A 25217-nucleotide genomic window follows, 5' to 3' on the forward strand; every position below is an offset into this window, starting at 1 on the left:
GACAAAGGGGTACAGATGAGTCGATTGATGGGCGGTGTCGCGCTGTTCGGCGTGGCGTTCGCATATGTTTCGCCCGCGATGGCGCAGGCCGGTGACGGCACCGGCGACGGGGACGTGGTGGTGACCGCACTGCGCGAGGCGAATGCGAGCATCACCGGCAGCGACATCGCCGGCGCGCGCTATCCGCAGAGCCTGACCGTGATCGACCGCGACCAGTTGCGCCGGATCGGCGCGACGCGGCTGGACGATGCCATCGACCTGGCGGGCGGCGTCGCCCGGCAGAACGATTTCGGCGGGATGTGGGACAAATATTCGATCCGCGGCTTTGCCGGCGACGAGAACAGCGGCCCCGACATCCTCATCAACCGCTTCGGCAGCAATCTGGGCTTCAACGCGCCGGTGGATGTCGCGACCGTGGAGCGGTTCGAGTTCCTGAAGGGGCCGGCAGCCGCCTTGTCGGGGCGGGGCGAGCCGGGTGGATCGCTGAACATCGTGACCAAGGCACCCACGAGCGACCCGCGCGGCGAGGCATCGCTGACTTACGGGAGCTGGAACCGCGTGCGCGCGACCGGCGACGTCAGCGGGCCGTTGACCGGGACGCTGGCGGCGCGAATGATCGGTGTGGCCGAGACGGGCGACAGCTTTCGCCGGTATGTCCACAGCAATCGCCTGCTGCTCGCGCCGTCGCTGGCGTACACGCCGAGCTGGGACATGCGGCTGCTGTACCAGGCCGAGTTCATGCGCAACCGCGCGCCGATCGATCGCGGCGTGGTGGCGATCGGCGGCAATGCGCGCGCGATGGACCGGCGCACCTTCCTGGGCGAGCCGGGCGACGGGCGGATCGAGCAGCGGATGCTCTGGCAGCAGGGCAGCCTGTTCGCGGCGCTGAGCGATCGGATCGCGCTGGAGGCCGGGCTGTCGCAGCGCGACGGGCAGTTGCGTGGCCTGTCCACGCAGGTCGATTTCGGGGCGCGCGGCCTTCAGGCGGACGGGCGGACGCTGGGGCGGTCGCGTCGCTATCACGATTTCACCTGGAACGATCTGTCGGCGCGCATCGAGTTGACCGCGAAGCTGGACCTGCTGGGGATGCGGCACGACCTGCGCATCGGCACCGACCGGGTGCGGCACGCGATGGATTTCCGGATGGATCAGGCGCGCGGGCGTCCGGGGGCGCCGATCCTGACGATCGACGCGTTCGCGCCCGTCCATGGCCAGCCGTTGCCGGTGCCGGGGCCGTTCCAGAACCGCCGCGCCGCGTTCCGCAGCGACAGCGTCTATGCGCAGGACGTGGTGCGCGCGGGCGACCTGACGCTGCTGGTGGGGCTGCGCTGGAACGACTTTCGAGAGGAGGTGGTCAATCATGCGCGCGGCGGCCTGTTGCTCGGCACGCGTGATCGCGGGGTGACGCCGCGTGCCGCGTTGACGTGGCAGGCGGCGCGGGGCGTGGCGCTGTACACGAGCTGGGGTCAGTCGCTGCGGCTGAACCCGTCGGATGGGACCAGCACCTTCGATGCGGAACGCAGCGCCTCTGTCGAGGTCGGCGCCAAGTGGAACCTGCTGGACGGCGCGTTGACCGGGCAGGCGGCGCTGTTCCAGATGAGCAAGCGCAACGTGCTCAATCCGAACGCGACCGATCCGTTCGTGAAGACGCAGGTCGGGCGGCAGCGGTCACGCGGGCTGGAGACGCTGTTCACCGTCGCGCCCGGCGGCGGCTTTCGCGCGACCGCGACCTATACGCGGCTGGACGCGACGGTCCGCAACGACCGCAACCCGGCGTTGATCGGCACGCATCTGTCGAACGTGCCGCGCGATCTGGCGGCGCTGGACGTGCGGCAGGTAACGGGCCGCGTCGCGCTGGGCGGCGGCATCAGCCATGTCGGGCGGCGCAACGGCGATCCGTTCGCCAGCGGCTATATGCTGCCGGCCTATACGATCGTTCGTGCCGATGCGACGTGGCAGGTCGATCCGCGCATCGACCTGCGCGTCGATCTCGAGAACCTGTTCGATACCTATTATATCGCCAGCAGCTATGCCGACGTCTGGACGATGCCCGGCAATCCGCGCAACGTGCGCGCGACGCTGACCGCCCGCTTCTAGGGCGGATGGGGGGGGCGGCTTGCCTTGTCGCGGCCGCGGTGTCGCGTCGGGGGTGACGTCGCCCAAGGCACTGGATCGTCGGTGCCGCCCCGCTATACGGCGCGAAACCGTGCCTCCCTTTTCGCTGTCGGAGTTTCCCATGTCGGCCAACACCGCGCTGAGCGCCTTCGGGTTCACCGACCTGGAATCGACGCTGTATACCGAATTGCTGCGCGCCGCGCCGGCCACCGGCTATCGCCTGTCGCAGCGGGTCGGGAAGGCGCCCGCCAACGTCTATCAGGCGCTGAAGGTGATGGAGCAGAAGGGCGTGCTGCTCGCCAGCCATGGCGGCGATGCGGTGACCTATTCGCCGATCCCGCCGGCCGAGCTGTTCGCCGCGCTGAAGCGCGATTTCGACCAGCGGCACGCGGATGCGTTCAAGGCCCTGACGGCGGTGTATCAGCCGACGCGATCGGAGGACGTGTTCCAGCTCCGATCGGTCCAGCATGTCGTCGAGCGCGCGCGGGCGATGATCGTCGAGGCGCGCGAGATCGTGCTGTTCGACCTGTTCCCGACGATCTTCGACCTGTTCGCCGACGATCTGGCCGCCGCGCGGGCGCGCGGCGTGACGGTGGCGGGGATCGCCTATCGTCCCGAACATGCCGGGCCGACCGTCCCGTTCAATCCGGAAGCGGCCGAGTTCGTCGGGGATCGCTGGCCCGGGATCGGCGTGATGATCGTCGCCGACGGGGCGCAGCACCTGATGGCGCAGCTCTCGCTCGATCGCGCGCATGTGCTGAACGGCCTGTGGAGCGACAGCATCTTCCAGAGCGTGACCTTCCACTCCTATGTCGCGGCGCATATCCGGCTGGTGGCGTTCCGCAGCGACCCGTCCGATCCCTTGCGCACGCTGTCGTTGCAGAAGGCGCAGCCGCCGGGCTTGCAGATGCTGATGGCGCAGCGTGCGGAGTGATCAGGGCAGTGCCGCGCGCAGCCGCTGACGGGCGCGATACAGCCGTGTCTCGACCGCCTTCTCGCTGATCCCCAGCGCGGCGGCGGTGTCGGCCTGCGACAGATGTTCGACGCCGCGCAGGACCAGTACCTCGCGCAGCCGTGCCGGCAGGGTGTCGATCGCGGCCGCGACCCGCGCCAGTTCCGCGCGATCGCCGACCAACGTGTCGATGGCCGGCACGTCGGCGGCGATCTGCGCGGCATGATCCGGGAAAACCGCCGAGACCAAGCGGCGCACGAGGCGCCGCCGTCGCCAGTCGCGCGCCTTGTTGACCGCGATGCGCGTCAGCCATGCCACCAGCGGGCGCGCCGGATCGTAGCGGCCGAGCGCGCCGTGCGCGGCGATGAACGCGTCCTGCAATACGTCCACCGCCTCCTCCTCGTCGCCGATGATGCGCGCGATCAGGCGGTGCAGCGTCGCCTTGTGGCGGGTCATGATCGCGGCGAACGCGTCCGGTCGGCCGGCGAGCGCCTGCGCCACCAGATCGGCATCGCTGCGCGGATCGCTCACCGCGTTTCGGTCAGCGCCTTGCGGACCGCCTCGTCGAACCGGCGCGCCTGATCGGGGCGGAGCAGCGCGCGCATCGCGAAGACGTGCGCCAGCGTCTCCTTTTGCAATGCGCCCATGATCCGGTGCGAGGCGTCGACGGCGGTGCTCACGCGCGGGCCGATGCGATGCTCCTCGTCGATGGCGACCGCGAGCCGCGCATTCTCGGCGCGCATCCGGTCCTCCAGCACGCGACGGCGGGTGGCGAAGGACGTTTCCAGATCGCGCAGCCCGCGTTGTTGCGCGGCATCGAGATCGAGCCGGTCGTGCAGGAAGGCGTGGAGCGCGACCGCCGGTTCGGCGGCCGGGGCGAGCAGATGACGTCCGATCGCGACGCCGGCGATCGCCGAGAACAGCACCACCAGGGCGACGATCGCGAGTTGAAGCGGCTTCACCGCACGTCCAGCAACGTGGAGGGTGCGAGCCCGGCGGGCGTCCCGATCGGCGCGGCGGCCTGAGCGGGCGCCGGCAGCGCGTTGCTGGCGATCCCCAGCGCCAGCGCGAACGCCGCCGCCACCGCGAACGCCGCGCCGGTCAGCGTGCGCGGCGCGGGTGCGGCGCTCAAACGGGCGAGGACGCGATCCTCGATCCCGTCCAGGCGGGGGGGAGCGGGGCGGTCGGCCCATCGGTCGAGGGCGTCGTCGATCTCCATGCGCGTCATCCTGCTGCGTCACGCCCCCTTACGCGGGCGACGCGGCCACCCCTCACGCCCGGGATCGACACGTGCCGCTTACTGGCAGGCGAGACACTCGTCGTAATCGGTCGTCTCGCCGATCGAGAACTTCGGCGTGGCGATCGTATTGTCCGCCTCGACCCCGCCCGAGCCCTCAGACCCCGCGAACCCGGCGCGCTGCACCGACTTCGACCGCAGGTAATAGAGCGACTTGATGCCCAGTTCCCACGCGCGGAAATGGAGCATCAGCAGATCCCATTTCTCTACGTCCGCCGGGATGAACAGGTTCAGCGACTGCGCCTGGTCGATGTACGGCGTGCGATCCCCGGCGAGTTCGAGCAACCAGCGCTGATCGATCTCGAACGAGGTCTTGTAACAGTCCTTCTCCTCTTGGCTGAGGAAGTCGAGGTGCTGCACCGACCCGCCGTGTTCGAGGATCGAGTTCCAGACCGAATCGGCGTTCTTGCTCTTTTCGATCAGCAGCTTTTCGAGGTACGGGTTCTTGACCGCGAAGCTGCCCGACAGCGTCTTGTGGGTGTAGATATTGGCCGGGATCGGCTCGATGCACGCGCTGGTGCCGCCGCAGATGATGCTGATCGACGCGGTCGGCGCGATCGCCATCTTGCACGAGAAGCGCTCCATCACGCCGACGTCGGCGGCGTCGGGGCACGGACCCCGCTCGGCCGCGAGCGTCATCGACGCCTGGTTCACCTGCGCGTTGATGTGCTTGAAGATGCGCAGGTTCCAGCTCTTGGCCATCGCGCCTTCGAACGGCAGGCCGCGCGCCTGCAGGAAGCTGTGGAAGCCCATGACGCCCAGACCCACCGAGCGCTCGCGCGCCGCGCTGTACGCCGCGCGCTCCATGCCCGGTTCGTGGCGGTCGATATAATCCTGCAACACGTTGTCGAGGAAGCGCATCACGTCCTCGACGAAGCCCTTCTCGTCCTTCCACTCGTCCCACGTTTCGAGGTTGAGCGACGACAGGCAGCAGACCGCGGTGCGATCGTTGCCGAGGTGATCCTTGCCGGTCGGTAGCGTGATCTCGCTGCACAGGTTGGAGGTCGACACCTTCAGCCCCAGTTCGCGGTGGTGCTTCGGCATCGTCGAGTTCACATGGTCCGCGAAGACGATGTACGGCTCGCCGGTGGCGAGGCGGGTCTCCACCAGCTTCTGGAACAGCGCGCGCGCATCGACGGTGCCGCGTACCGAGCCGTCCTTCGGGCTCTTGAGCTGCCATTCCGCACCGTCGCGCACCGCCGCCATGAAGGCGTCGGGGATCAGCACGCCGTGGTGCAGGTTCAGCGCCTTGCGGTTGAAATCGCCCGAGGGCTTGCGGATCTCGAGGAACTCCTCGATTTCCGGGTGCGAGATGTCGAGGTAGCAGGCCGCCGAGCCGCGCCGCAGCGACCCCTGCGAAATCGCCAGCGTCAGCGAATCCATGACGCGCACGAACGGTATGATGCCACTGGTCTTGCCGTTCAGGCCGACCGGCTCGCCGATCCCGCGCACATTGCCCCAATAGGTGCCGATCCCGCCGCCGCGCGAGGCGAGCCAGACGTTCTCGTTCCAGGTCTGTACGATCCCGTCGAGGCTGTCGGGGACCGAATTCAGGTAGCAGCTGATCGGCAGCCCGCGCCCGGTGCCGCCGTTCGACAGCACCGGCGTGGCGGGCATGAACCACAATTTCGAGATATAGTCGTACAGCCGCTGCGCATGCGCCTGATCGTCCGCATAGGCGCTGGCGACACGGACGAAGAGATCCTGATAGCTTTCGCCGGGCAGCAGGTAGCGGTCTTTCAGCGTCTCCTTGCCGAAATCGGTCAGCAGCGCGTCGCGGCTGTGATCGACGTCGAGCGGATAGGGCTTGTTGCGGACACCGTGCCGGGCGACCGTCTGCTCGGAGGCGGCCTGTCCGGCCATGGCTGCGTCGATCATGTCGGTGGCCATCGCCTCACCGTCCGTGGTCGTGAAGTTCATCGCTCGCGTTCCCGCCTGTCTGTTCGCGATCCCGTGGACCGCCGATCCGAAAGTTCCGGCGGGGATCGCGCCACGTGCGGCGGCGCAGGTCGGCTTGCCCGACCGCTACCTTACCACCGATAGCGCCGGTCCCCGGCCCCTACCTCTACAGATTGTGGCAGAAGCGCCGGTCAGGCAAGTCCCGTATTAGGGCCGTCCCCGGCCCCAAAACGCACCGACGCACGGGATTCCGCGAGGTTCGCGGATTGCAAGCGGTCAAAAAATTTTTGCCGCCCCGGCGCGCTGCCCAAGCGACTCCGGCGCGCGCATGTTGCCCCCGCGCGGCGGGGTTTGTACAGCCCATGCCATGACGATTGTGATCCGTACCGCCGACCTGATCGAGAGCGTCGCCGACGCGCTCCAGTTCATCAGTTACTATCACCCGATGGATTATATCCGCGCGCTGGGCACCGCGTACGAGGCGGAACAGTCGCCGGCGGCGAAGGATGCGATCGCGCAGATACTTACCAACAGCCGGATGTGCGCGGAGGGCCATCGCCCGATCTGCCAGGATACCGGCATCGTCAACGTCTTCGTGAAATGGGGCATGGACTGCCGCCTCGACGACAGCAGCCGCTCGTTGCAGGAGGTCGTCGACGAGGGCGTGCGCCGCGCCTACCTCCACCCGGAGAACAAGCTGCGCGCCTCGGTGCTCGCCGATCCGGCCTTCACGCGCCGCAACACCCGCGACAATACGCCGTGCGTGCTGCATGTCGAGATGGTGCCGGGCGCGACCGTCTCGGTCGATGTCGCGGCCAAGGGCGGCGGTAGCGAGAACAAGTCGAAGTTCAAGATGATGAACCCCAGCGACTCGATCGTCGACTGGGTGATCGAGATGCTGCCGCAGATGGGCGCGGGCTGGTGCCCGCCGGGGATGCTGGGCATCGGTATCGGCGGCACCGCCGAACATTGCGTATTGCTGGCCAAGCAGGCGCTGATGGAGCCGATCGACATGGGGCCGCTGAAGGCGCGCGGGCCGAAGAACGATATCGAGGCGCTGCGCATCGAGATCTTCGACAAGGTCAATGCGCTGGGCATCGGCGCGCAGGGGCTGGGTGGCCTCTCCACGATCCTGGACGTCAAGATCAAGGACGCGCCGTGCCATGCGGCGGGCAAGCCGGTGGCGATGATCCCGAATTGCGCCGCGACCCGCCACGCGCATTTCACGCTGGACGGCAGCGGCCCGGCCTATCTGGAGGCGCCGAAGCTGGAGGAATGGCCGGACGTCAACTGGACGCCCGACAAGGCGGCGATCCGCGTCGACCTCGACACGCTGACGCCCGAGGTGGTGCAGTCGTGGAAGCAGGGCGACCGGCTGCTGCTGAACGGCAAGATGCTGACCGGGCGCGACGCCGCGCACAAGCGCATTGCCGACATGCTGGCCAAGGGCGAGGAACTGCCGGTCGAGTTCAAGGGCCGCGTGATCTATTATGTCGGCCCGGTCGATCCGGTCGGCGAGGAAGTGGTCGGCCCCGCCGGTCCCACCACCGCGACGCGCATGGACAAGTTCACGCGCATGATGCTCGACCAGGGCCTGCTGGCGATGGTCGGCAAGGCGGAGCGCGGCCCCGCCGCGACCGATGCGATCCGCGAGGCGAAGAGTGCGTACCTGATGGCGGTCGGCGGTGCGGCCTATCTGGTCGCGCGCGCGATCAAGGGCAGCAAGGTCGTCGGCTTCGAGGATCTGGGGATGGAAGCGATCTACGAATTCGAGGTCAGCGACTTCCCCGTCACCGTCGCGGTCGATGCGGAGGGCAACAACGTCCACCAGCTCGCGCCGCTGGTGTGGAAGGAGAAGATCGCGCGGGAAAAGTTGTTGATTGGGGCGTAGGCGCCGCGCCCGCGATCGTCTGAAGGACTGAGGGGCGGGAGTGATCCCGCCCTTTTTGTGATCGGCGCGACGGGAGGATGATCCATCGGGGGTGAAGCGCCAGGGTGCGTGGTGAACACGGCAGCCTGAAGCCACGAACGTCAGTCCTCATGGCTGGGCTCCGGCGCTGACGAATCACACCTCAGAATCGATAGCCGATCGTTCCCTGCACGACGCGGCGGTTGCCGTACCAACACCAGGCGTAATTGGCGAAGCACGAGGTGATGTACGTGCGGTCGAACAGGTTCGAGGCGTTCACACCCAGCGTCAGTCCGCGCAGGCGGGGCGATGCCTTTTCCAGGTCGTAGCGGAGCCACGTGTCATACACGGTGTAGGACGGGCTGTTGAGCGGCGCGGCGGCCGCCGGGTTTTCGGGCGGGGCATAGACGCCGGCGTACACCGCATCGACATGGCGGACCGCGCCGCCCAGCGTCAGGCCTTTCAGCGTGCCGCGTTCCGGCGCCCAGTCGACGATCAGCGACGCGCCGCCGCGGCCGACCGTTTCCAGCCCGCGACCGACCCGCGACGGATCCTGCGGATCGCTGGTCACGCGCACGCGCTGCCGGCTGTAGGCGGCGCGCAGCGTGACGCCGTGCGACAGCGGCGCGGTGCCTTCGAACTCGAAGCCGGTCGAGCGCACCTCGCCGGTCTGGCGCGATACGGAGAAGTCGGGCGTGGCGGTGACGACATTGGTCTGGTCGATGCGGAACCAGGCACCGGACAGCAGGACCGGCGTACCCGGCACGGTGAACTTCGCGCCCGCCTCGATCTGTTTGCCGAGCGACGGATCGGCCAGCCCCAGCGTGTCGTCGGCGCGGCGCACCGTCGAGGATTGCGGCTCGAACGAGGTCGAATAGCTGACATAGGGCGCCAGTCCGAACGGCAGCGTGTAGAGCGCGGCGGCGCGCCAGGTGAACTTGCGGTCCTGTTTCACGTCGGAGCCGGCGGCGGAGATCTGCTGCCCGCGCGCCCAGTCGTGTCGCGCGCCGAGCGTGACCCGCAGCGCGCCGAGTTCCATCTGATCCTGCGCATAGACGCCCTGCTGGCGCAGGCGGGCCTTCAGGTTGAACTCGCCATAACCGTCCGGCACCTGCGCCGGCGTGCGCGGCACGACCATCGTGCCATAGACCGGATCGTAGACATCGAGCGGGGTGGCGCCGCCGAACTGCCCGTCTTCGTCGGAATGCGCGACCTGACGATCGACGCCGAACAGCAGCCGGTGCGTCACCGCCCCGGTGCGCCACGTACCGGCGAGCTGGTTGTCGTAGGTCCAGTTGTCCAGCGATTCGTCGGTGGCGTAGGAGGCGCGGTTGAAGACGCGGGTGCTGCCCGTCGCCGGCGCCCCGCTGACGTACACCAGCCCGAGTTGCGACGTGACGTGCTGGTAGCGCCCGGACGCGCGGAAGCTCCACCCGCTCCCGAAATCGTGACGAAGGATGTAGGTGCCCGATGCCTGTTCGCGCTGGAAGCGGTTGCCCGCCTCGCCGCCGTCGAAATGCGACGACAGGCGGCCGTTCGGACTGTCGATCAACGTGCCGAGCGCCGGGAGCACGCCATAGGCGCCGTTCTGCGGGTCATGCGAAACATTGCCGAGCAGGGTGAGCGTCGTGCGCGATCCGTTGCCGAGCGTGACCGCGCCCGACACCGTCTGCCGCTCGCGCCGGCCGAAGCGCTGTTGCGTGTCCGATCCGTTGGCGCTGCCGTACAGGCGCCAGAGCACGAGATCGCCGGCGCGCCCGCCGATGTCGGCATCGAGGCGATAGAGATCGTAGCTGCCGTAGGTACCGTCGACCGTGCCGTACAGCGGCACGTCGAGCGGGAGCTTGCTGGACTGGGCGACGAGGCCGCCGGGGCTGGACTGCCCATAGAGAACCGAGGCCGGTCCCTTCACGACCTCGAACCGGTCCAGCCGCGACACGTCGACCTGCGGCGCGGCATAGCCGGTGGTGCTGCCGAACTGCTTGAGGCCGTCGAGGAAGACCGGCGCGTCGAAGCCGCGCAGCTTGAACTGGTCGTACACCTCCGCGCTGGACCCGCGCGTTTCCGGGGTGACGCCCGCGACGAAGCGCAGCGCCTGATTGAGATTCTGCAGTCCGAGCTGTGCGATTTCCTCGCCGGTGACGACGGTGACCGACTGCGGCGTTTCCGCCAGCGGCGTCGCCGACTTGGTGGCGGAGGATGCTTCGTCGGGTGCCGCCCGGCCGGTGACGATCACCTCGTTATCGGCGACGGCACCAGCATGGACCTGCGCGGTGGCCGGGAACGCGGGGAGGGCGGCGGCGAGCGCCACGATGCTGGAGGTAAGACGGCGTGACATGAAGACCCCTTTCGATCGGGGGGCCTTTATCTCCGGTGCGAGTGATTATCAATTGCTTCGTGTCTCAACGGTCGGGATCGCCCGTCGCGATCGATGGCCCCGAATATGAGAAGAGGTTGCCGAACGCCCGCATCGCGGACGCCCGACAACCCCTTGACATGGTCAGCGGCCGGAGAGCTCCAGCCCGGGAGACCATGTGGGCCTCCAAGAACCGCGTCACCGCTTCGTTGGATGGAGGAGAAGCCCTCCCGAAGCGGATCGGCGACGCTTAGAAGCGCGCCTCCCGAACGAACTGAACCGACCCCATTGCTGAACCATGAGACATCGGATCACCTCCTTTCGCTGGTTGATAACAAGTGCGACCGCGTCAGCCGCGCCACCAATGTGAGACGCGCGGACCTGCGATACAAGCCTTGTATTATGTCGCGATCTGGAGAATTCTCCGTCCCCTTCGTGCCGGAATCAGGCGCGGCAATCCTCGATCACCCGGCCGATCTCCGCCCACGGCGGCAGCACCAGCGGCGGCGTGCCCGGCTGCTCGACGGTGAAGCGCCCGCGCGTGAAGGCCATCGCGTCGAGCAGGCGGTCATCGACCGCGAAACGGGCCGCGATCTGCGGTGAGGCCCCCGGTGCCGCCTGGGTCGCGACGGTGCGCGTCGTGGAAGTGGTGCGGATCGTGAACGGCGCGACGATCGCGCCGGGCCGCTCAAGCCAGATCGCGCGTGCCGCCCGGTCGCACCGCAATTGCAGCGCCACCGGCTGGCCGGGTTGTGCGTATACGGCGCGCGTGCCGTTCGTATCGCGCAGATATCGCCATGCGCCGGGCGTCCACGGCCAGTCCTGCCAGTCGGCGGGCAGCACGGGCGGCGGTGCGACGACCGGCGGCGGTGGCGTGGGGACCGCGACCGGGACCGGCGGGGCGGCGCGCGGCACGCACCCGGCGACCGCGACGGCAGCGATCGTGATGGCGAGGAAGGAAGGAGAGCGGGTCACGCCGTCGCTATGGCGGATCGACCGCGTGCGCTCAACCGCCACGCCCGGAACCACCGCATCGGCACGACGGTTCACCGCGCGAACCGCTTTAACATAGGAGAAGCCGAGCATGTCCGAGGACACGCCGACGCAGATTTTGGTGCAGGCCCAGCTGGGCGACAGCATGAAGGTGGATACGCGCGACGGCGACCATCTGGGCACGGTCCATGCCTTCATGGTCCACAAGTCGAGCGGGCGGACCACCCATGCGGTGCTCAGCCTCGGCGGCTTTCTGGGCATGGGCAAGAGCTATTACCCGCTGCCGTTCGCGCTGTTGCAGTTCGACCCCGTGCGGGATCGCTATGTGGTGACGGTCGATCGCCGGCTGCTGGAAGGCGGCCCGAGCTGGGCGAACAATGCCCCCGTGTTCGACCAGGCCTATGCCGATCGCGTCGCCAGTTACTATCAGGTGCAGGGCGAAAACCTCAACCTCGCGTAAGGAGCGGACCGATGGACGAGCGCAAGGAAAACGACGTGCAGGAAGCGGTGGAGGAACTGCTGACCGACCCGGATTCGCCGGACAAGGGCAACAGCAGCCCGCCGCCGCAGACCACCGACGCCGAGCCGCGTTCGGGTCACTGACCGGCGGGCGCCGGCCCCTCCGGCACGATGACCCATTCGTGGTTTTCGAGCAGCCAGGCGGGAACCGGCCGGCCGCCGGCATCGCGTGACGGGTCGTAACGGAAGCGGCGCTGGATCAGGCGGCAGGTCGTCGCATCCAGCGTCGCATTGCCGCTGCTCCTCGTCACGTGACAATCGCGCACGCGTCCGTCGGTCCAGACGAGGAACTTGACGGACACGGTGCCCTGAAAGCCGGCATCGCCGATATCGCGCGGATAATCGCCATCGGTCAGCCGCCCGCGCTTCCACACCGGCGGCGTCTCCGCGCCGCCGCCACCGTCCCCGTCACCCCATCCGCCGCTGCCCGTGCCGTCGCCGACGCCGCCCGCGCCGGTGCCGGGGCCGACACGTTCGGTCGCACCCTGCGTGGCCTGATCGCCCGCGAACGGCTTCAGCGTCACGACGATCGGCGGCGGGGGCAGCGGAACGACGACGACCGGCCTGGGGGCGGCGACCTGCGTCGCCTGCGAACGGATGTTGGGCGGCGCGGCGCGGCCGGACGCACGCGTGCTGACGCTACGCTTCGGGATGATCTTCACCGATGGCGGCGGCGGCGGATCGACGCGGAACACCGCCAGTCCCTCCTCGATCCGCCGTGCCAGCGGCGCACCCGCCAGACCGACGAACAGCGCCCAGCCGAGCGCGGCGCTCACCGCCGCGGCGGCAAGCGCGGGGCCGATCCGGTCGCGGGCGGGCCGTGCGTACATGTCGGTGGATATAGGAACGCGCGGCTGAACGGAGCGTGATCGCTGCAGCGTGTCGTTGCGGAGAAGGTGGCCGGGTGCGCGGGCCGACACCTTCGTGTTCGCGGCGCCATGCACCCCGGAACAGGTCCAGGGTGTCCGGCGAGATAGGAGAAGCGGTGCGGACCCTTGCGACAGCCGGTCGTCGGCGCACCGCCGGCCTTAAGGCGCGGCGGGCCCGCTAGCGCTTTCCGAACTTGCGTTGCGTCTTGCCGAAGCGGGTCTTGCGCGTTCCCGGCTTGCCCTCGTTGCTGCGCCCCATCAGCGGCAGCTTCTGCTGATCGACCGGCAGGCCCAGCTCCTCCTGCTCCAGCGCGCGGATCTCGTCGCGCAGGCGGCCGGCTTCCTCGAACTCGAGGTCCGACGCGGCCTTGCGCATCTTCTTCTCCAGCTCCTCGATATAGGCGCGCAGGTTGTGGCCGACCATGTGCGGACGGTCCTCGTCGATCTCGACCGTTACCTGATCTTTCGAGGCGACGTGCGCGATGATGTCGCCGATGTTCTTGCGGACCGTCGTCGGGGTGATGCCGTGTTCGGCATTATACGCCTGCTGCTTCTCGCGGCGGCGCGACGTCTCGTTCATCGCGCGCTCCATGCTGCCGGTGATGCGGTCGGCATAGAGGATCACGCGCCCGTCGACGTTGCGCGCCGCGCGCCCGATCGTCTGGATCAGCGAGGTTTCTGAACGCAGGAAGCCTTCCTTGTCGGCATCGAGGATCGCGACCAGCCCGCATTCGGGAATGTCGAGCCCCTCGCGCAACAGGTTGATGCCGATCAGCACGTCATAGACGCCCAGTCGCAGGTCGCGGATCAGCTCGATACGCTCCAGCGTCTCGACGTCGGAGTGCATGTAGCGGACCTTGATCCCCGCCTCGTGCATATATTCGGTCAGGTCCTCCGCCATCCGCTTGGTCAGCGTGGTGACGAGCGTGCGGTAACCGAGCGCGGTGGTCTTGCCGCATTCGACGATCAGGTCCTGCACCTGTTCCTCGACCGGCTTGATCTCGACCGGCGGGTCGATCAACCCGGTGGGGCGGATGACCTGTTCGGCGAAGACGCCGCCCGCCTGCTCCATTTCCCAACTGCCCGGCGTGGCGGAAACGCAGACGGTCTGCGGGCGCATCGCGTCCCATTCGTTGAAGCGCAGCGGCCGGTTGTCGATCGCCGAGGGCAGCCGAAAACCATATTCCGCCAGCGTGATCTTGCGACGATGGTCGCCGCGCGACATGCCGTTGATCTGGCCGATCGTCTGATGGCTTTCGTCGACGAACAGCAGCGCATTCTCGGGCAGATACTCGAACAGGGTCGGCGGCGGCTCGCCGGGCAGGCGGCCGGTCAGGAAGCGGCTGTAATTCTCGATGCCGTTGCAGCTGCCGGTCGCGGCGATCATCTCCAGGTCGAAGTTGGTACGCTGCTCCAGCCGCTGCCGCTCCAGCAGCTTGCCCTCGATTTCCAGTTCCTTGAGCCGTTCGGACAGCTCGTGCTTGATCGCCTCGGTCGCCTGCTTCATCGTCGGGCCGGGCGTGACATAGTGCGAATTGGCGTAGATGCGGATCGAGTTCAGGCTCGCCGATTTCCTGCCGGTCAGCGGATCGAACTCGACGATCTCCTCGATCTCGTCGCCGAAGAACGACACCCGCCACGCGCTATCCTCGTAATGCGACGGGAAGATCTCCAGATTGTCGCCCTTCACGCGGAAATTGCCGCGCTGGAACGCGGCATCGTTGCGCTTGTATTGCAGCGCGACCAGCTTGCGGACGATCTCGCGCTGGTCGACGGTCTGCCCCTTCTTCAGGTCGAAGATCATCGCCGAATAGGTTTCGACCGAGCCGATACCATAGAGGCACGATACCGAGGCGACGATCAGCACGTCGTCGCGCTCCAATAGCGAGCGCGTCGCCGAGTGGCGCATCCGGTCGATCGCCTCATTGATGCTCGACTCCTTCTCGATATAGGTGTCGGAGCGCGGGACGTATGCCTCGGGCTGATAATAATCGTAATAGCTGACGAAATATTCGACGGCGTTGTCGGGGAAGAACGACTTGAACTCGCCGTACAATTGCGCGGCCAGGATCTTGTTCGGCGCGAGGATCAGCGCCGGGCGCTGCATCTCCTCGATCACCTTGGCCATCGTGAAGGTCTTGCCCGATCCGGTGACGCCCAGCAGCACCTGATCCTTCTCTCCGGCGCGCGCCGCCTCGACCAGTTCGCGGATCGCGGTCGGTTGATCGCCCGACGGCTGATATTCGCTCACCAGCTTGAACGGCCGCCCGCCCTCGACCTTGTCGGGGCGCGCTGGGCGATGGGGGATGAAGCTTTCGCCGGTTTCCGGTTCGGCCAAATTGGTGCGGATCTGGATCGCCATGTTCCGCATATGGGCGCGCGATACGGGCGGCGGAAGGGGACGTTGACGTCATGCGCTGCACACGATACTGCGAGGCATTCGCATATCGAGGTGTCCATGTATCGCTTCCTCGACCGACTGCCGCCCAACCTGGACGAGCATTTTCATTTCCTGACCGGCGCGATGCGGCAATGGACCGCCGCCGCGCGCGCCGGACGATGCCCATGCGCGGCGCTCGCCGCCGGCTTCGCGTGGCGTGGGGTAGGCGCGGCGCTGCCGGATTTTACGACGCTGATGGCGCTGCTCGACACACATGCGGCGCGGTGGATGCGGTTCGGGATGCCGGGCGCGGAACACGTCACCGAGGCGGAGGCGTCGCTGCTGTCGCTGTTCGACGCCGCGCTGAGCGGGCAGGGTGGCGCGGTGCGGCGGATCGCGGCGACGCTGGTCGCCGACCACACCGCGCCCGCCGCCGCCGAGCGGATGGCGACAGCGGCGGAATGGGTCGCGCTGCGGTTCGTCCAGGCCCCGCTGGCGCAACGTGACTGACGCCGCTTGCCGCCCCCCAAGGTCAGCTATGGTTGACCCCTATCCGCCTGCGCCCTAGGGCGCGCCATCCGTCGTACATCCCCATTTTCAAGACCGGACCGCCGATGACCGACCTGCGTGCGCCAGTGCTGATCCCTGAATCGACCGCCTTCCACAGCGTGGCGGTGAAATGGGTGCGCCACTGGAACGAGCATCTGTTCAGCTTCGCGGTGGAGCGGCCCGCGTCGTTCCGCTTCCGCTCCGGCGAGTTCGTGATGATCGGCCTTCCGGGGGAGGCCACGGACGACGGCAAGCCCGCCAAGCCGGTGATGCGCGCTTATTCGATCGCCAGCCCGGCGTGGGCGGAGGAGCTGGAGTTTCTGTCGATCAAGGTGCAGGACGGCCCGCTGACGGGACGCCTGCAGAAGGTGGAGCCGGGCGACCAGCTCTATCTCGGCAAGAAGCCGACGGGCACGCTGGTGCTCGACGCGCTGCTGGGGGGCAAGCGGCTGTTCCTGCTGTCGACCGGCACCGGTCTGGCGCCGTTCCTGAGCGTCGCGCGCGACCCGGATGTATACGAACGGTTCGAGCAGATCGTGGTCGTCCACGGCGTGCGCCGCGTCAACGATCTGGCGTGGCACGACGAACTCAGCGCGCGGCTGGCCGACGATCCGCTGGTCGCGGACGAGGCGGCGACACGCTTCCACTATCTGCCCGCCGTCACGCGCGAGGATTTCCACACCACGGGGCGCATCCCGGCGCTGATCGAGAACGGGCGGCTGTTCCAGGGCCTAGAAGGTGACGCGCGCTTCGATCCCGAGAACGACCGCGTCATGCTGTGCGGGTCGACCGCGATGATCCGGGAGATCGCGGCGATGCTGGAGCAGATCGGGTTGATCGAGGGATCGAACGCCAATCCCGGCCAGTTCGTGATCGAGCGCGCGTTCGTCGACTGAGGGGCGGCGCGGCGACGAGGCGCGGTGAAGGCCGCGCCGTCGTCCGGGGTGACGGCGAGGGGGCGAGGCGCTAGACCGCCGCCATGCTCGACATGCGACCCGATTGCGAACGCTGCGGCGTTGACCTTCCCGCCGACGAGGGCGGCGCGTTCATCTGTTCCCTCGAATGCACCTTTTGCGCGGATTGCGCCGACGTCCTCGACGAACATTGCCCGAATTGCGGCGGCGAGTTGCTCGACCGGCCGGCGCGCGTCGGCAAGACGCTGAAGGCCTATCCCGCCGATACCGGGCGGCGTTTCCGCGCATGATGCCGCGCGTGCTGATCGTCGCCGGGTCCGATTCTGGGGGCGGCGCGGGCATCCAGGCGGATATCAAGGCCGTCACGATGCTGGGCGGCCATGCGATGACCGCGATCACCGCCGTCACCGCGCAGAACACGCTGGGTGTCGATGCCGTCACGGCGCTGTCGCCCGACATGGTGCGGCAGCAGATGGCGTGCGTCGCCCGCGACATCGGCGTCGACGCGGTCAAGATCGGGATGCTGGGCGGCGCGATGATCGCGGCGGCGGTCGCCGACGAACTGGGTGAGGCGGGCTATGGCGTGCCGATCGTGCTGGACCCGGTGATGGTGGCCAGCAGCGGCGCCACGCTGGCGGATGGGGAGACGATCGCCGCCTTCGCCCGGCTGGCGCGGATCAGCACGCTGGTGACGCCGAACCTTCCCGAACTGGCGGTGCTGGTCGGTCGCGAACTGCTGCACCCCGCCGATGTCCAGCCGGCCGCGCGCGACTACGCCGCGTCGGTCGGCGCGCCGGTGCTGGTCAAGGGCGGTCATGCGGCGGGCGATCTGGTGGTCGACCGGCTGGTCGATGCGACCGGCGTCGTCGCCGAATGGTCCGACCCGCGCATCGACACGCGGCACAGCCACGGCACCGGTTGCACACTGGCCAGCGCGATCGCCGACGGGCTGGCGCGAGGGCTGGTGCTGACCGATGCGATCGCGCGCGCGCGGCTGTTCGTGCGGATCGCGCTGCGTGAGGCGCCGGGCCTGGGTGGCGGGCATGGGCCGATGGGTCATGCGCGTGTACGGCTGGACGTTCCCAGGCGCGGGGCGACGCCGAATCAGGTCACGCTGCCCGCGCGCGATCATGCCGCAAGTCTCGCTTTCTACCGGCTGCTGGGACTGACCCCGATCGTCGACAGCGAGGGGCGCTATGCGCGGTTCGAGAGCGAGGGCGGCGCGACGCTGTCGATCGAGGCGGCGAACGAGTTGGATGCGCCGCGCGTCTATCTGGAGGTCGCGGACCTCGACGGGCTGGTGGCGCGGGTACGGGCGGCGGGCGTCGCGGTGGACGATCCGGTCGCGCAGCGCTGGGGCTGGCGCGAGGCGCGGCTGACCGACCCGGCGGGCAATGCCCTCTGCCTGTACAGCGCGGGCGAGCACCGGCGCTTTCCACCGTGGCGGCTGTCATGCCCGGCCTGAAGCACGAGAAGCAGTGCCTGCCGCCGGTCGCGGGGGTGGACGAGGCGGGGCGCGGGCCGCTCGCCGGGCCGGTCGTCGCCTGCGCGCTGGTGCTGCCGGACAGGGGCGTGCCGCGTGGGATCGACGATTCCAAGAAGCTGTCCGCCACCGAACGGGCGCGGCTCTGCGCGCGGCTGACCGATTGCGCCGCGCTGGGGATCGGGATCGTCGAACCCGCCGAGATCGACACGCTCAACATCTATTGGGCGACGATGAAGGCGATGACGCTGGCGGTGGACCGGCTGGCGGAAGTGCTGGGCCGCGTACCGGGTCACGTGCTGGTCGATGGCAACCGCCTGCCGCGCTGGGGCTATGCCGCGACCGCGATCGTCTCGGGCGATGCGCACAGCCGCTCGATCGCCGCCGCCTCGATCGTCGCCAAGCACACCCGCGACCAGATCATGATCGCCGCCGCCGAGGCGCATCCGCACTACGGCTGGCATGCCAACAAGGGCTATGGCAGCGCGCAGCATCTGGCGGCGTTGCGCGAACATGGCCCCACGCCGCTGCACCGGCGGAGCTTCGCGCCGGTCGCGCAATGTGTTTTGCCGCTATGAGTCTTTTGGGTCACACCACTACCTGTTGAGTCTGGCCAGTCGCGTGCGACTCAACATCTGGAAACGGACTCATCCTGTTCCGCTTTTCCGGCGAGTCGTTGCCCGACTCGCTCCGTCGCAGGCGGCTTGACGGACTCCCGGTTTGCCGCCCTTTTGGGGCTCGTAGATGGGGAGCCGGGGTTCGATGGGGGTATTGGAGAAGGTCGCGCGTGGGCGGCGGGCGACGGCGGTCGAGACGCCGGTGGTGCTGCCGCTCGACCAGATCCTGCGCGGCGACTGTATCGCGCAGATGAAGGCGCTGCCGTCCAAGTCGGTCGACATGATCTTCGCGGACCCGCCCTATAACCTGCAACTGGGCGGCGAGTTGTTCCGCCCGGACGGCAGCCACGTCGATGCGGTCACCGACGACTGGGACAAGTTCGACACCTTCGCGCAATATGACGCCTTCACGCGCGCATGGCTGGCCGAGGCGCGGCGCATCCTGAAGGATGATGGCTCGATCTGGGTGATCGGCAGCTATCACAACATCTTCCGGGTCGGCGCGGCGGTGCAGGATCTGGGATACTGGATCCTGAACGACATCGTGTGGCGCAAGGCCAACCCGATGCCGAACTTTCGCGGCACCCGCTTCACCAACGCGCACGAGACGCTGATCTGGGCCTCGACCGGCGAGAAGGCGAAATATACGTTCAACTACCGCAGCATGAAGACGCTGAACGACGAGCTTCAGATGCGGTCGGACTGGGAATTCCCGATCTGCGGCGGCGCGGAGCGGTTGAAGAAGGGCGGCGTGAAGGTCCACCCGACCCAGAAGCCGGAGGCGTTGATCTATCGCATCCTGCTGGCCTGTACGAAGCCGGGCGACGTGGTGCTGGACCCGTTCTTCGGCACGGGCACGACCGGAGCGGTCGCCAGGCGGCTGGGCCGCCGCTGGATCGGCATCGAGCGCGAGGGTGATTATATCGAGGCGGCCGAGGAGCGGATCGCCGCCGCGCTGCCGCTCGACGAATCGGCGCTGGCGACGATGCAGAGCCCGAAGTCGCAGCCGAAGGTGGCGTTCGGGGTGTTGGTGGAGAACGGCTATGTCACGCCGGGCACCATGCTGGTCGATACCAAGCGGCGGTGGCAGGCGATGGTGCGCGCCGACGGTTCGCTGGTGTCGACCTGCGGGGCAAGCGGGTCGATCCACAAGGTCGGATCGGGCGTGCAAGGCGCGCCGGCGTGCAATGGCTGGACCTTCTGGCATTATGAGGTCGACGGCGCGCTGAAGCCGATCGACACGCTGCGCCAGACGTACCTGCTGGCGACGCAGCCGTAATCGCTGGCCCTTCCCTTCGGGGGGAGGGGCCGGGCGGGTGGCGGCCCGAGGATACGGTTGCCCGGTGGTGAACGGCTGTCGTAGCGCGAACATGCCCTTCACCCCCAACCCCTCCCCGAACGGGAGGCGGGAGCCAGCATCATGCACCTTCGCCCGATCCACTTCGTCGATGCGCCGTTCGCTTATCCTGATGGCGCGGTCGCGCGGCTGGCGGGCGGGTTGCAGTGGTTCGCGGCCTATGAAGTGATCGAACACGATCGCCGCAGCATCGTGCCGGTCGCCGAGGTTGCGCGACTGGGGGAGCGGGCGGCGACGCTCCATGCGCGGATCATCGCTCCGCGCGCGCCATGGGTGCTGGGAGAGCGGACGTTGCGCTTCGACCAACCGCATGTCGCCGGCATTCTGAACGTCACTCCCGACAGCTTCTCCGATGGTGGCGCGCATGTCGGCGATCCGGCAGGCGCGGCATCGGCGGGCGTGGCGATGGCCGCGGCCGGCGCGGCGGTGATCGATGTCGGTGGCGAATCGACCCGCCCAGGCGCGGCGCTGGTGTGGGAAGAGGATGAGGCGCGCCGTGTCGCTCCGGTGGTCGAGCGGCTGGCCCGCGCCGGTGCGCTGGTGTCGATCGACACGCGCAAGGCGGCGGTAATGGAGGCGGCGCTGGCGGCGGGCGGCGCCATCGTCAACGATGTCTCCGCGCTGCTCTGGGACGATCGCGCGCTGGAGCTGATCGCGCGGTCCGGCGCGCCGGTGGTGTTGATGCATTCGCCCGATCCCAAGGCGGGGGGGCATGGCCGCCCGATCTATCGCGACGTGCTGGTCGAGGTGTTCGACTGGCTGGAGGCGCGCGTGGCGGCGGTGGTCGCCGCCGGCGTCGATCGCGCGCGGATCATGGTCGATCCGGGCATCGGGTTCGGCAAGTCGTTGACGGACAATCTCGCGCTGCTGAACGGGCTGGCGATGTTTCACGGGCTGGGGTGCCCGATCATGCTGGGGGTCAGCCGCAAGCGTATGATCGGCGCGCTCGACAACGAGGCGCCGGTGGCGGAGCGGCTGGGCGGATCGATCGCGCTGGCGGTCGCGGGTGCGCAAGCCGGGGTCCAGTCGCTGCGCGTTCACGATGTCGCCGCGACCGTGCAGGCGCTGCGCGTCTGGCGCGGCCTTCGCGATCGGGCGCTGTCCGGGGCGTCATGACCGCAATGAAACGAAACGGGCAACGGATCGGATCAACATGCGTTAGCCGCGCATGATCGTGACCGCCGTACCCCGTTTGACCCAGATCGTCCGCGAGGTCTGGAAGCCGCTGCTGATCCTGTTCGTCTGGGACGTGATCGTTACCGTCACTTATTACGTACTGCCGTTCCGCGCACCGGAACTGCCGCTGACCCTGTTCGGCTCCGCTTTGGCGCTGTTCCTCGGGTTTCGCAGCAATTCCGCGTATCAGCGGTGGTGGGAGGGGCGCTCACTCTGGGGGTTGATGATCAACGCCAGCCGCAACCTGGCGCGTGCCGCACGCAATTTCCTCCCCGATCCCGAAGCGCGCGACATGAAGCGGACGATCGTGCTGCGGCAGATCGCTTATGTGAACGCGCTGCGGTGCCAGCTTCGCAAGCAGAAGGTCGACGACGAGGTGCTGCGCTTCCTGTCGAAGGGGGAGGCCGACTTCGCGTTGTCGCGGACCAATACCGCGAATGGGATCGTGGACGGCACCGGGCGCCGCATCGATCTGGCGCGTCGCAACGGCTGGATCGACACGATCCAGCAGGCGTCGATGGAGCGCGTGCTGATCGATATCGCCAATGCGCAGGGCGGGATGGAGCGGCTGAAGAACACGCCGCTGCCCAATCAATATCGCTTCTTCCCGACGATCTTCACCCATTTGTTCTGCATCCTGCTGCCGATCGGGCTGGTCGAGACGCTGGGCTTCGCAACGCCGCTGGGGTCGACCGTGGCGGGGCTGATGTTCCTGGCGGTGCTGGCGATCGGCGACGACTTGGTCGATCCGTTCGCGAACACGGTGCATGACCTGCCACTCTGCGCGATGTGCCGGACGATCGAGATCGATCTGCTCCAGTCGATCGGCGACGAGGCGCCCGAGCCGATGGTGCCGGATAAGACCGGCGTATTGTGGTGAGCCGGCGTCAGGCGTCGAGCGTCAGGTCCGCCCAGATCGGCAGGTGATCCGACGCGATGCGCGAGGCGGCGGAATGGTGGACGCCGCAAGCGGTTATCCGCCATTCCGACGAGACCATGATCCGGTCCAGCCGCGCGATCGGCCGGCGGGCGTGGAAGCTGGGACCGGTGTCGGCGAAGCGGAAATCGCCGCCGAAATCGCGCAGGCATCCGGCGGCGCGCGTCCATTCGTTGAGGTCGCCCATCATCACCGTCGGCATCCGCTGCGCACTGGCGCCGATGTGCGACAGGATTGCCGCGGCCTGTCGCCGCCGCCAGAGACCCGACAGGTCGAGGTGCATGCCGACGACGCGCACCACCGTGCCGCCGATCGCGACATCCGCCATCACCGCGCCGCGCGGTTCGAGCGCGGGCAGGTGCAACTGTTCGCAATCGAGGATCCGCGCCGACTTGCGCACGAGGATGGCATTGCCGTGCCAGCCCATGCTGCTGGCGCGCATGCCCAGCGCCACCGGTTGCCAATCACTATGTTCGTCAAGGAGATGCGGGGTGAGCACCGCCGCACGCTGCCCGAAACGGCGATCCGCCTCCTGCAAGGCGACGATATCGGCATCCACCTCGCGCAGCACCTGCAGCACCCGCTCGGGACTGCGGCGGCGATCGGTGCCGATCGCCTTGCGCATGTTGTAGCTTGCGACCTTGAGCGTCATTCGATGTCCGTAACGGACGACGGGCGGTGCCGGTTGCAGGGATCGAACCCGCGACCTTCGGTTTACAAAACCGCTGCTCTACCAGCTGAGCTAAACCGGCCTGCCCGCCGTGGCGCCCTCCATGCGTCAGGTGACGCCGAACGTCCAGCCCTCCGTCGCGGCTACCGCCGCGCTCAGCGCGGCGGGATGCCATAAATGGGGGCGATCGGCGTATTTGCGGAGCCAGGCGGCGCTCATCAGTGCGTCGGTGGCGTGGTCGCTGTACGTGGCGAGCGGTGCGTGCGGCGCGCTGCCCAACGCCGCCAGCGCGGCGTCGAGCGCGGCGGCATCGCGCAGCTTGCTGCGGCCGCGCGGCACGCCGGTCGCGCGCGCGGCGATCGCGGTGTAGATTTCGACGATCAGCGCGCCGGCATCGGGAGGCGGGTCGAACGGCCAGACGGGGATGCGGCCGCCGAGATGATGGAGCAGGCGCATGCCGGCGAAGCTGGCCTTGGCGACCTGCGCCGCGCCGATCGCGTCATAGACGGTCGAGGGCTTGGTGGTGCCGTCCGCCTGTTCGCAGACCCGCCAGTGGAGGAAATCGCGCTTGGTGCCGTCCGCCGCGCCGAGATAGAAGTGGCGGCCGCGCCGCGCCTGAAGGAACGAGGACGCGCCGAGATCGGCATCGTCGCAATGGCGGTCGACATAGGCCCAGAGCGCGCGGGCGTCGCGCGTGTCGGTTTCGCCCGGCAGATGCGCGCCGCGCGCGACGAAGGGGGCGGAGAAGCTGAAGTCGAAGCCGATCAGCGTCGGCGTGTCGCGCCGGGCGAGGATCCAGTCGAGGACGGCGGTGCGCGACCAGACCCCGCCCGGTGGCGTGACCAGTTCGGGGGCGGCGGTGCCGGCGTCGCAGCCGGCGACGGCGATCCCCTTGTGCCGCGAACCCTTCGCGCCCGACCAGTCGATCGCGACGAAGCGCGTGAAACGATCAGGGGCGGGGGCCATGGCCGGCCCGTTGCTTCAGGGTGGCGCGGTCCCACCATGCCCGCGTGATGACGCGGCGGATGCGGTCGGGATCGTCGCTGCCGTAGCGGACCAGCAGGCCCGGCCAGCTGGCGTAATGCGGCGTTTGCCAGAAGGTGGCGGGGTCGCTGTCGATCAGCACCGCTTTCTCCTCGTGCGGCACGGCGACGTGGAAGCTGCCGGGTTCGTGGCCGGTCGAGCAGATCAGCTTGCCACGCGTCTTGATCGCGGGCTGGCCGTAGGACGTCGAGGCCTCGGTCGCGGGAAAGGTCAGCGCGAAGGCCGCGACGTCGTCCCAGTCGGCGAAGGTCACGACGCGGCGATCAGTTCGGCGGTGAATCGCGCCACGTCGAAGCGGGCGCCGGTCGGATCCTCCCCGCGCCGGACGACGACCAGCCGATGCGCGGGCACGACCATCACATATTGCCCGCGATTGCCCTGCGCGGAATAGCTGCCGGCGGGCAGCCCCTCCGCCGGGCCGAACAGCCAGATCGATGCGCCATAGCCCTCGCTGCGTTCCGGCTGCGGGCCGGCGGGCGTCGTCATGTAGCGCATCCAGCCGGCGGGCAGCACGCGGCGGCCCTGCCACACGCCATCCTGCAACCAGAACTGGCCGAGCCGGGCGAGGTCGCGCGCGGTGGTCCAGACGTCGCTGGAGAGAATGAAATTGTCCTGCCAGTCGCTCTGCGCGACGGTGTGGCGCATCCCCAGGGTCGTGAACAGGCGTTGCGGAAGCGCGCGATAGCGGGCGTCGCCCAGCGTCGCGCGCAGCGATCGCGCGGCGAGAAGGATGTCGTTGTTGGCGTAGCGGAACCGCTCGCCGGGGCGCGACGAGAGCGGCCAGGAGGTCGCCTGTTCGGTGACGGTCGTGCCGCCGAAATAGATGGCGTCGGTACGATTGCCGGCGGTGTCGCTGTGCAGCCCCGAGGACATGCGCAGCAACTGGTCGATCGTGATCCGCGCGCGCGGATCGGGGCCGAAGCGGCTGCGCCATTCGGGGATGTCGACGGGGCGGTGGACGTCGACGCCGCTCATGCCGACCAACGTACCGGTGATGCTCTTGGCGACCGACCAGGTGCGGTTGGCGACGAACGGGCCGAAGCCGTTGGCGTACCGCTCGGCGATCACCCGTCCGTCGCGCACGACGACCACGCCCAGCGTCTCGCTGCCGCGCCCGTACGCGCCGTCGAAGGCGCGTTCGACGACGCGGGTCAGTGCCGCGCCCGGGCGCGGCACTGACC

Annotated in this window: 25 protein-coding genes and 1 tRNA gene; 13 read left to right on the forward strand and 13 right to left on the reverse strand. The window is 68.4% G+C overall.

Features of this window, described 5'->3' with window-relative positions:
• Positions 1-15 precede the first annotated feature (15 nt).
• Together NS334_RS04020 and NS334_RS04025 are read left to right on the forward strand one after the other, a co-directional pair.
• Positions 16-2097 (forward strand): TonB-dependent siderophore receptor, encoded by a 2082-nt coding sequence (locus NS334_RS04020; RefSeq protein ID WP_058754688.1) that lies wholly within the window; start codon positions 16-18, stop codon positions 2095-2097.
• Between the two features lie 139 nt (positions 2098-2236).
• Positions 2237-3049 carry a TrmB family transcriptional regulator gene (locus NS334_RS04025; RefSeq protein ID WP_058754689.1) on the forward strand — a complete coding sequence of 271 codons (813 nt, stop codon included), beginning with the start codon at positions 2237-2239 and terminating at the stop codon, positions 3047-3049.
• Here the strand turns inward: NS334_RS04025 and NS334_RS04030 are convergent, their stop codons facing one another.
• The 4 genes from NS334_RS04030 to NS334_RS04045 form a co-directional block, all read right to left on the reverse strand.
• On the reverse strand, positions 3050-3598 hold the full coding sequence (locus tag NS334_RS04030) for an RNA polymerase sigma factor (RefSeq protein WP_058754690.1): 549 nt from the start codon (positions 3596-3598) through the stop codon (positions 3050-3052). It lies immediately after the preceding gene.
• Entirely contained in the window at positions 3595-4029 is a 435-nt protein-coding gene (locus NS334_RS04035) for a periplasmic heavy metal sensor (RefSeq protein WP_058754691.1), read from the reverse strand. Before NS334_RS04035 ends, NS334_RS04030 begins: the two co-directional genes overlap by 4 nt.
• The gene (locus NS334_RS04040; protein ID WP_058754692.1) at positions 4026-4286 is read right to left on the reverse strand and encodes a hypothetical protein; all 261 of its coding nucleotides are present in this window, start codon (positions 4284-4286) and stop codon (positions 4026-4028) included. Before NS334_RS04040 ends, NS334_RS04035 begins: the two co-directional genes overlap by 4 nt.
• Positions 4287-4364: 78 nt before the next feature.
• On the reverse strand, positions 4365-6227 hold the full coding sequence (locus tag NS334_RS04045) for a ribonucleoside-diphosphate reductase subunit alpha (RefSeq protein ID WP_428835032.1): 1863 nt from the start codon (positions 6225-6227) through the stop codon (positions 4365-4367).
• 403 nt (positions 6228-6630) lie between these two features.
• On the opposite strand from NS334_RS04045, the gene NS334_RS04050 reads away from it, so the two are divergent.
• Positions 6631-8154 (forward strand): fumarate hydratase, encoded by a 1524-nt coding sequence (locus NS334_RS04050; RefSeq protein WP_058754694.1) that lies wholly within the window; start codon positions 6631-6633, stop codon positions 8152-8154.
• Between the two features lie 181 nt (positions 8155-8335).
• Here NS334_RS04050 and NS334_RS04055 read toward each other — a convergent pair whose 3' ends face one another.
• Complete coding sequence (locus NS334_RS04055) at positions 8336-10510, reverse strand: TonB-dependent siderophore receptor (protein ID WP_058754695.1); 2175 nt, start codon at positions 10508-10510, stop codon at positions 8336-8338.
• A 462-nt stretch (positions 10511-10972) separates the two neighbouring features.
• Positions 10973-11626, reverse strand: a complete 654-nt coding sequence (locus tag NS334_RS04060) for a hypothetical protein (protein WP_342585531.1) — start codon at positions 11624-11626, stop codon at positions 10973-10975.
• Here NS334_RS04060 and NS334_RS04065 point away from each other — a divergent pair.
• Both NS334_RS04065 and NS334_RS19270 read left to right on the forward strand, forming a co-directional pair.
• Positions 11613-11981: a PRC-barrel domain-containing protein gene (locus tag NS334_RS04065; RefSeq protein WP_058754696.1), complete on the forward strand. Its 369-nt coding sequence runs from the start codon at positions 11613-11615 to the stop codon at positions 11979-11981. The genes NS334_RS04060 and NS334_RS04065 overlap by 14 nt on opposite strands.
• A gap of 11 nt (positions 11982-11992) precedes the next feature.
• Positions 11993-12124: a hypothetical protein gene (locus tag NS334_RS19270; RefSeq protein ID WP_275044670.1), complete on the forward strand. Its 132-nt coding sequence runs from the start codon at positions 11993-11995 to the stop codon at positions 12122-12124.
• On the opposite strand, the gene NS334_RS04070 is transcribed toward NS334_RS19270, so the two are convergent.
• Together NS334_RS04070 and uvrB are read right to left on the reverse strand one after the other, a co-directional pair.
• Complete coding sequence (locus NS334_RS04070; RefSeq protein WP_083500241.1) at positions 12118-12870, reverse strand: energy transducer TonB; 753 nt, start codon at positions 12868-12870, stop codon at positions 12118-12120. The genes NS334_RS19270 and NS334_RS04070 overlap by 7 nt on opposite strands.
• Positions 12871-13087: 217 nt before the next feature.
• Complete coding sequence (gene uvrB / locus NS334_RS04075; protein WP_058754697.1) at positions 13088-15271, reverse strand: excinuclease ABC subunit UvrB; 2184 nt, start codon at positions 15269-15271, stop codon at positions 13088-13090.
• 96 nt (positions 15272-15367) lie between these two features.
• Between uvrB and NS334_RS04080 the strand changes: the two genes are divergently transcribed.
• The 8 genes from NS334_RS04080 to NS334_RS04115 all read left to right on the forward strand — a co-directional run bounded on the left by NS334_RS04080 (position 15368) and on the right by NS334_RS04115 (position 22265).
• Positions 15368-15799, forward strand: coding sequence for a hypothetical protein (locus tag NS334_RS04080; protein WP_058754698.1), 432 nt, complete (start codon positions 15368-15370; stop codon positions 15797-15799).
• A gap of 104 nt (positions 15800-15903) precedes the next feature.
• A complete protein-coding gene (locus NS334_RS04085; protein ID WP_058754699.1) occupies positions 15904-16734 on the forward strand; it encodes a ferredoxin--NADP reductase in 831 nt (276 codons plus the stop codon).
• Between the two features lie 83 nt (positions 16735-16817).
• Positions 16818-17042, forward strand: coding sequence for a DUF1272 domain-containing protein (locus NS334_RS04090; RefSeq protein WP_058754700.1), 225 nt, complete (start codon positions 16818-16820; stop codon positions 17040-17042).
• Positions 17039-18217, forward strand: coding sequence for a bifunctional hydroxymethylpyrimidine kinase/phosphomethylpyrimidine kinase (gene thiD / locus NS334_RS04095; RefSeq protein ID WP_058754701.1), 1179 nt, complete (start codon positions 17039-17041; stop codon positions 18215-18217). The genes NS334_RS04090 and thiD overlap by 4 nt, the downstream gene beginning before the upstream one ends.
• Positions 18205-18813: a ribonuclease HII gene (locus tag NS334_RS04100; protein WP_058754702.1), complete on the forward strand. Its 609-nt coding sequence runs from the start codon at positions 18205-18207 to the stop codon at positions 18811-18813. The genes thiD and NS334_RS04100 overlap by 13 nt, the downstream gene beginning before the upstream one ends.
• A gap of 184 nt (positions 18814-18997) precedes the next feature.
• Complete coding sequence (locus NS334_RS04105) at positions 18998-20131, forward strand: site-specific DNA-methyltransferase (RefSeq protein WP_058754703.1); 1134 nt, start codon at positions 18998-19000, stop codon at positions 20129-20131.
• Positions 20132-20272: 141 nt separating this feature from the next.
• Complete coding sequence (folP, locus tag NS334_RS04110) at positions 20273-21325, forward strand: dihydropteroate synthase (protein WP_058754704.1); 1053 nt, start codon at positions 20273-20275, stop codon at positions 21323-21325.
• Positions 21326-21377: 52 nt separating this feature from the next.
• Entirely contained in the window at positions 21378-22265 is an 888-nt protein-coding gene (locus NS334_RS04115; RefSeq protein ID WP_058754705.1) for a bestrophin family protein, read from the forward strand.
• 7 nt (positions 22266-22272) lie between these two features.
• On the opposite strand, the gene NS334_RS04120 is transcribed toward NS334_RS04115, so the two are convergent.
• From NS334_RS04120 to NS334_RS04140, 5 genes are all read right to left on the reverse strand, one after another.
• A complete protein-coding gene (locus tag NS334_RS04120; protein WP_058754706.1) occupies positions 22273-22974 on the reverse strand; it encodes an endonuclease/exonuclease/phosphatase family protein in 702 nt (233 codons plus the stop codon).
• 27 nt (positions 22975-23001) lie between these two features.
• Positions 23002-23074, reverse strand: a tRNA-Thr gene (locus NS334_RS04125).
• 26 nt (positions 23075-23100) lie between these two features.
• On the reverse strand, positions 23101-23958 hold the full coding sequence (locus NS334_RS04130; protein WP_058754707.1) for a hypothetical protein: 858 nt from the start codon (positions 23956-23958) through the stop codon (positions 23101-23103).
• Positions 23942-24289 (reverse strand): MmcQ/YjbR family DNA-binding protein, encoded by a 348-nt coding sequence (locus tag NS334_RS04135; RefSeq protein ID WP_058754708.1) that lies wholly within the window; start codon positions 24287-24289, stop codon positions 23942-23944. The genes NS334_RS04130 and NS334_RS04135 overlap by 17 nt, the downstream gene beginning before the upstream one ends.
• Positions 24286-25217 (reverse strand): serine hydrolase domain-containing protein (locus NS334_RS04140; protein WP_058754723.1); only part of this gene is annotated, 932 nt, incomplete at its 5' end. The genes NS334_RS04135 and NS334_RS04140, both read right to left, overlap by 4 nt.

The organism is Sphingomonas endophytica (genome assembly GCF_001476895.1).
Lineage (GTDB): Bacteria > Pseudomonadota > Alphaproteobacteria > Sphingomonadales > Sphingomonadaceae > Sphingomonas > Sphingomonas endophytica_A.

What these genes read in the sequence shown, in the direction of transcription:
- NS334_RS04020 (WP_058754688.1), top strand. Translation starts at nt 16, where the DNA reads ATGAGTCGATTGATGGGCGGTGTCGCGCTGTTCGGCGTGGCGTTCGCA.
- NS334_RS04025 (WP_058754689.1), top strand. Translation starts at nt 2,237, where the DNA reads ATGTCGGCCAACACCGCGCTGAGCGCCTTCGGGTTCACCGACCTGGAA.
- NS334_RS04040 (WP_058754692.1), bottom strand. Translation starts at nt 4,286, where the DNA reads ATGGAGATCGACGACGCCCTCGACCGATGGGCCGACCGCCCCGCTCCC.
- NS334_RS04045 (WP_428835032.1), bottom strand. Translation starts at nt 6,227, where the DNA reads ATGGCCGGACAGGCCGCCTCCGAGCAGACGGTCGCCCGGCACGGTGTC.
- NS334_RS04050 (WP_058754694.1), top strand. Translation starts at nt 6,631, where the DNA reads ATGACGATTGTGATCCGTACCGCCGACCTGATCGAGAGCGTCGCCGAC.
- NS334_RS04055 (WP_058754695.1), bottom strand. Translation starts at nt 10,510, where the DNA reads ATGTCACGCCGTCTTACCTCCAGCATCGTGGCGCTCGCCGCCGCCCTC.
- NS334_RS04065 (WP_058754696.1), top strand. Translation starts at nt 11,613, where the DNA reads ATGTCCGAGGACACGCCGACGCAGATTTTGGTGCAGGCCCAGCTGGGC.
- NS334_RS19270 (WP_275044670.1), top strand. Translation starts at nt 11,993, where the DNA reads ATGGACGAGCGCAAGGAAAACGACGTGCAGGAAGCGGTGGAGGAACTG.
- NS334_RS04070 (WP_083500241.1), bottom strand. Translation starts at nt 12,870, where the DNA reads ATGTACGCACGGCCCGCCCGCGACCGGATCGGCCCCGCGCTTGCCGCC.
- uvrB (WP_058754697.1), bottom strand. Translation starts at nt 15,271, where the DNA reads ATGGCGATCCAGATCCGCACCAATTTGGCCGAACCGGAAACCGGCGAA.
- NS334_RS04080 (WP_058754698.1), top strand. Translation starts at nt 15,368, where the DNA reads ATGTATCGCTTCCTCGACCGACTGCCGCCCAACCTGGACGAGCATTTT.
- NS334_RS04085 (WP_058754699.1), top strand. Translation starts at nt 15,904, where the DNA reads ATGACCGACCTGCGTGCGCCAGTGCTGATCCCTGAATCGACCGCCTTC.
- NS334_RS04090 (WP_058754700.1), top strand. Translation starts at nt 16,818, where the DNA reads ATGCTCGACATGCGACCCGATTGCGAACGCTGCGGCGTTGACCTTCCC.
- thiD (WP_058754701.1), top strand. Translation starts at nt 17,039, where the DNA reads ATGATGCCGCGCGTGCTGATCGTCGCCGGGTCCGATTCTGGGGGCGGC.
- NS334_RS04100 (WP_058754702.1), top strand. Translation starts at nt 18,205, where the DNA reads ATGCCCGGCCTGAAGCACGAGAAGCAGTGCCTGCCGCCGGTCGCGGGG.
- NS334_RS04105 (WP_058754703.1), top strand. Translation starts at nt 18,998, where the DNA reads ATGGGGGTATTGGAGAAGGTCGCGCGTGGGCGGCGGGCGACGGCGGTC.
- folP (WP_058754704.1), top strand. Translation starts at nt 20,273, where the DNA reads ATGCACCTTCGCCCGATCCACTTCGTCGATGCGCCGTTCGCTTATCCT.
- NS334_RS04115 (WP_058754705.1), top strand. Translation starts at nt 21,378, where the DNA reads ATGATCGTGACCGCCGTACCCCGTTTGACCCAGATCGTCCGCGAGGTC.
- NS334_RS04120 (WP_058754706.1), bottom strand. Translation starts at nt 22,974, where the DNA reads ATGACGCTCAAGGTCGCAAGCTACAACATGCGCAAGGCGATCGGCACC.
- NS334_RS04130 (WP_058754707.1), bottom strand. Translation starts at nt 23,958, where the DNA reads ATGGCCCCCGCCCCTGATCGTTTCACGCGCTTCGTCGCGATCGACTGG.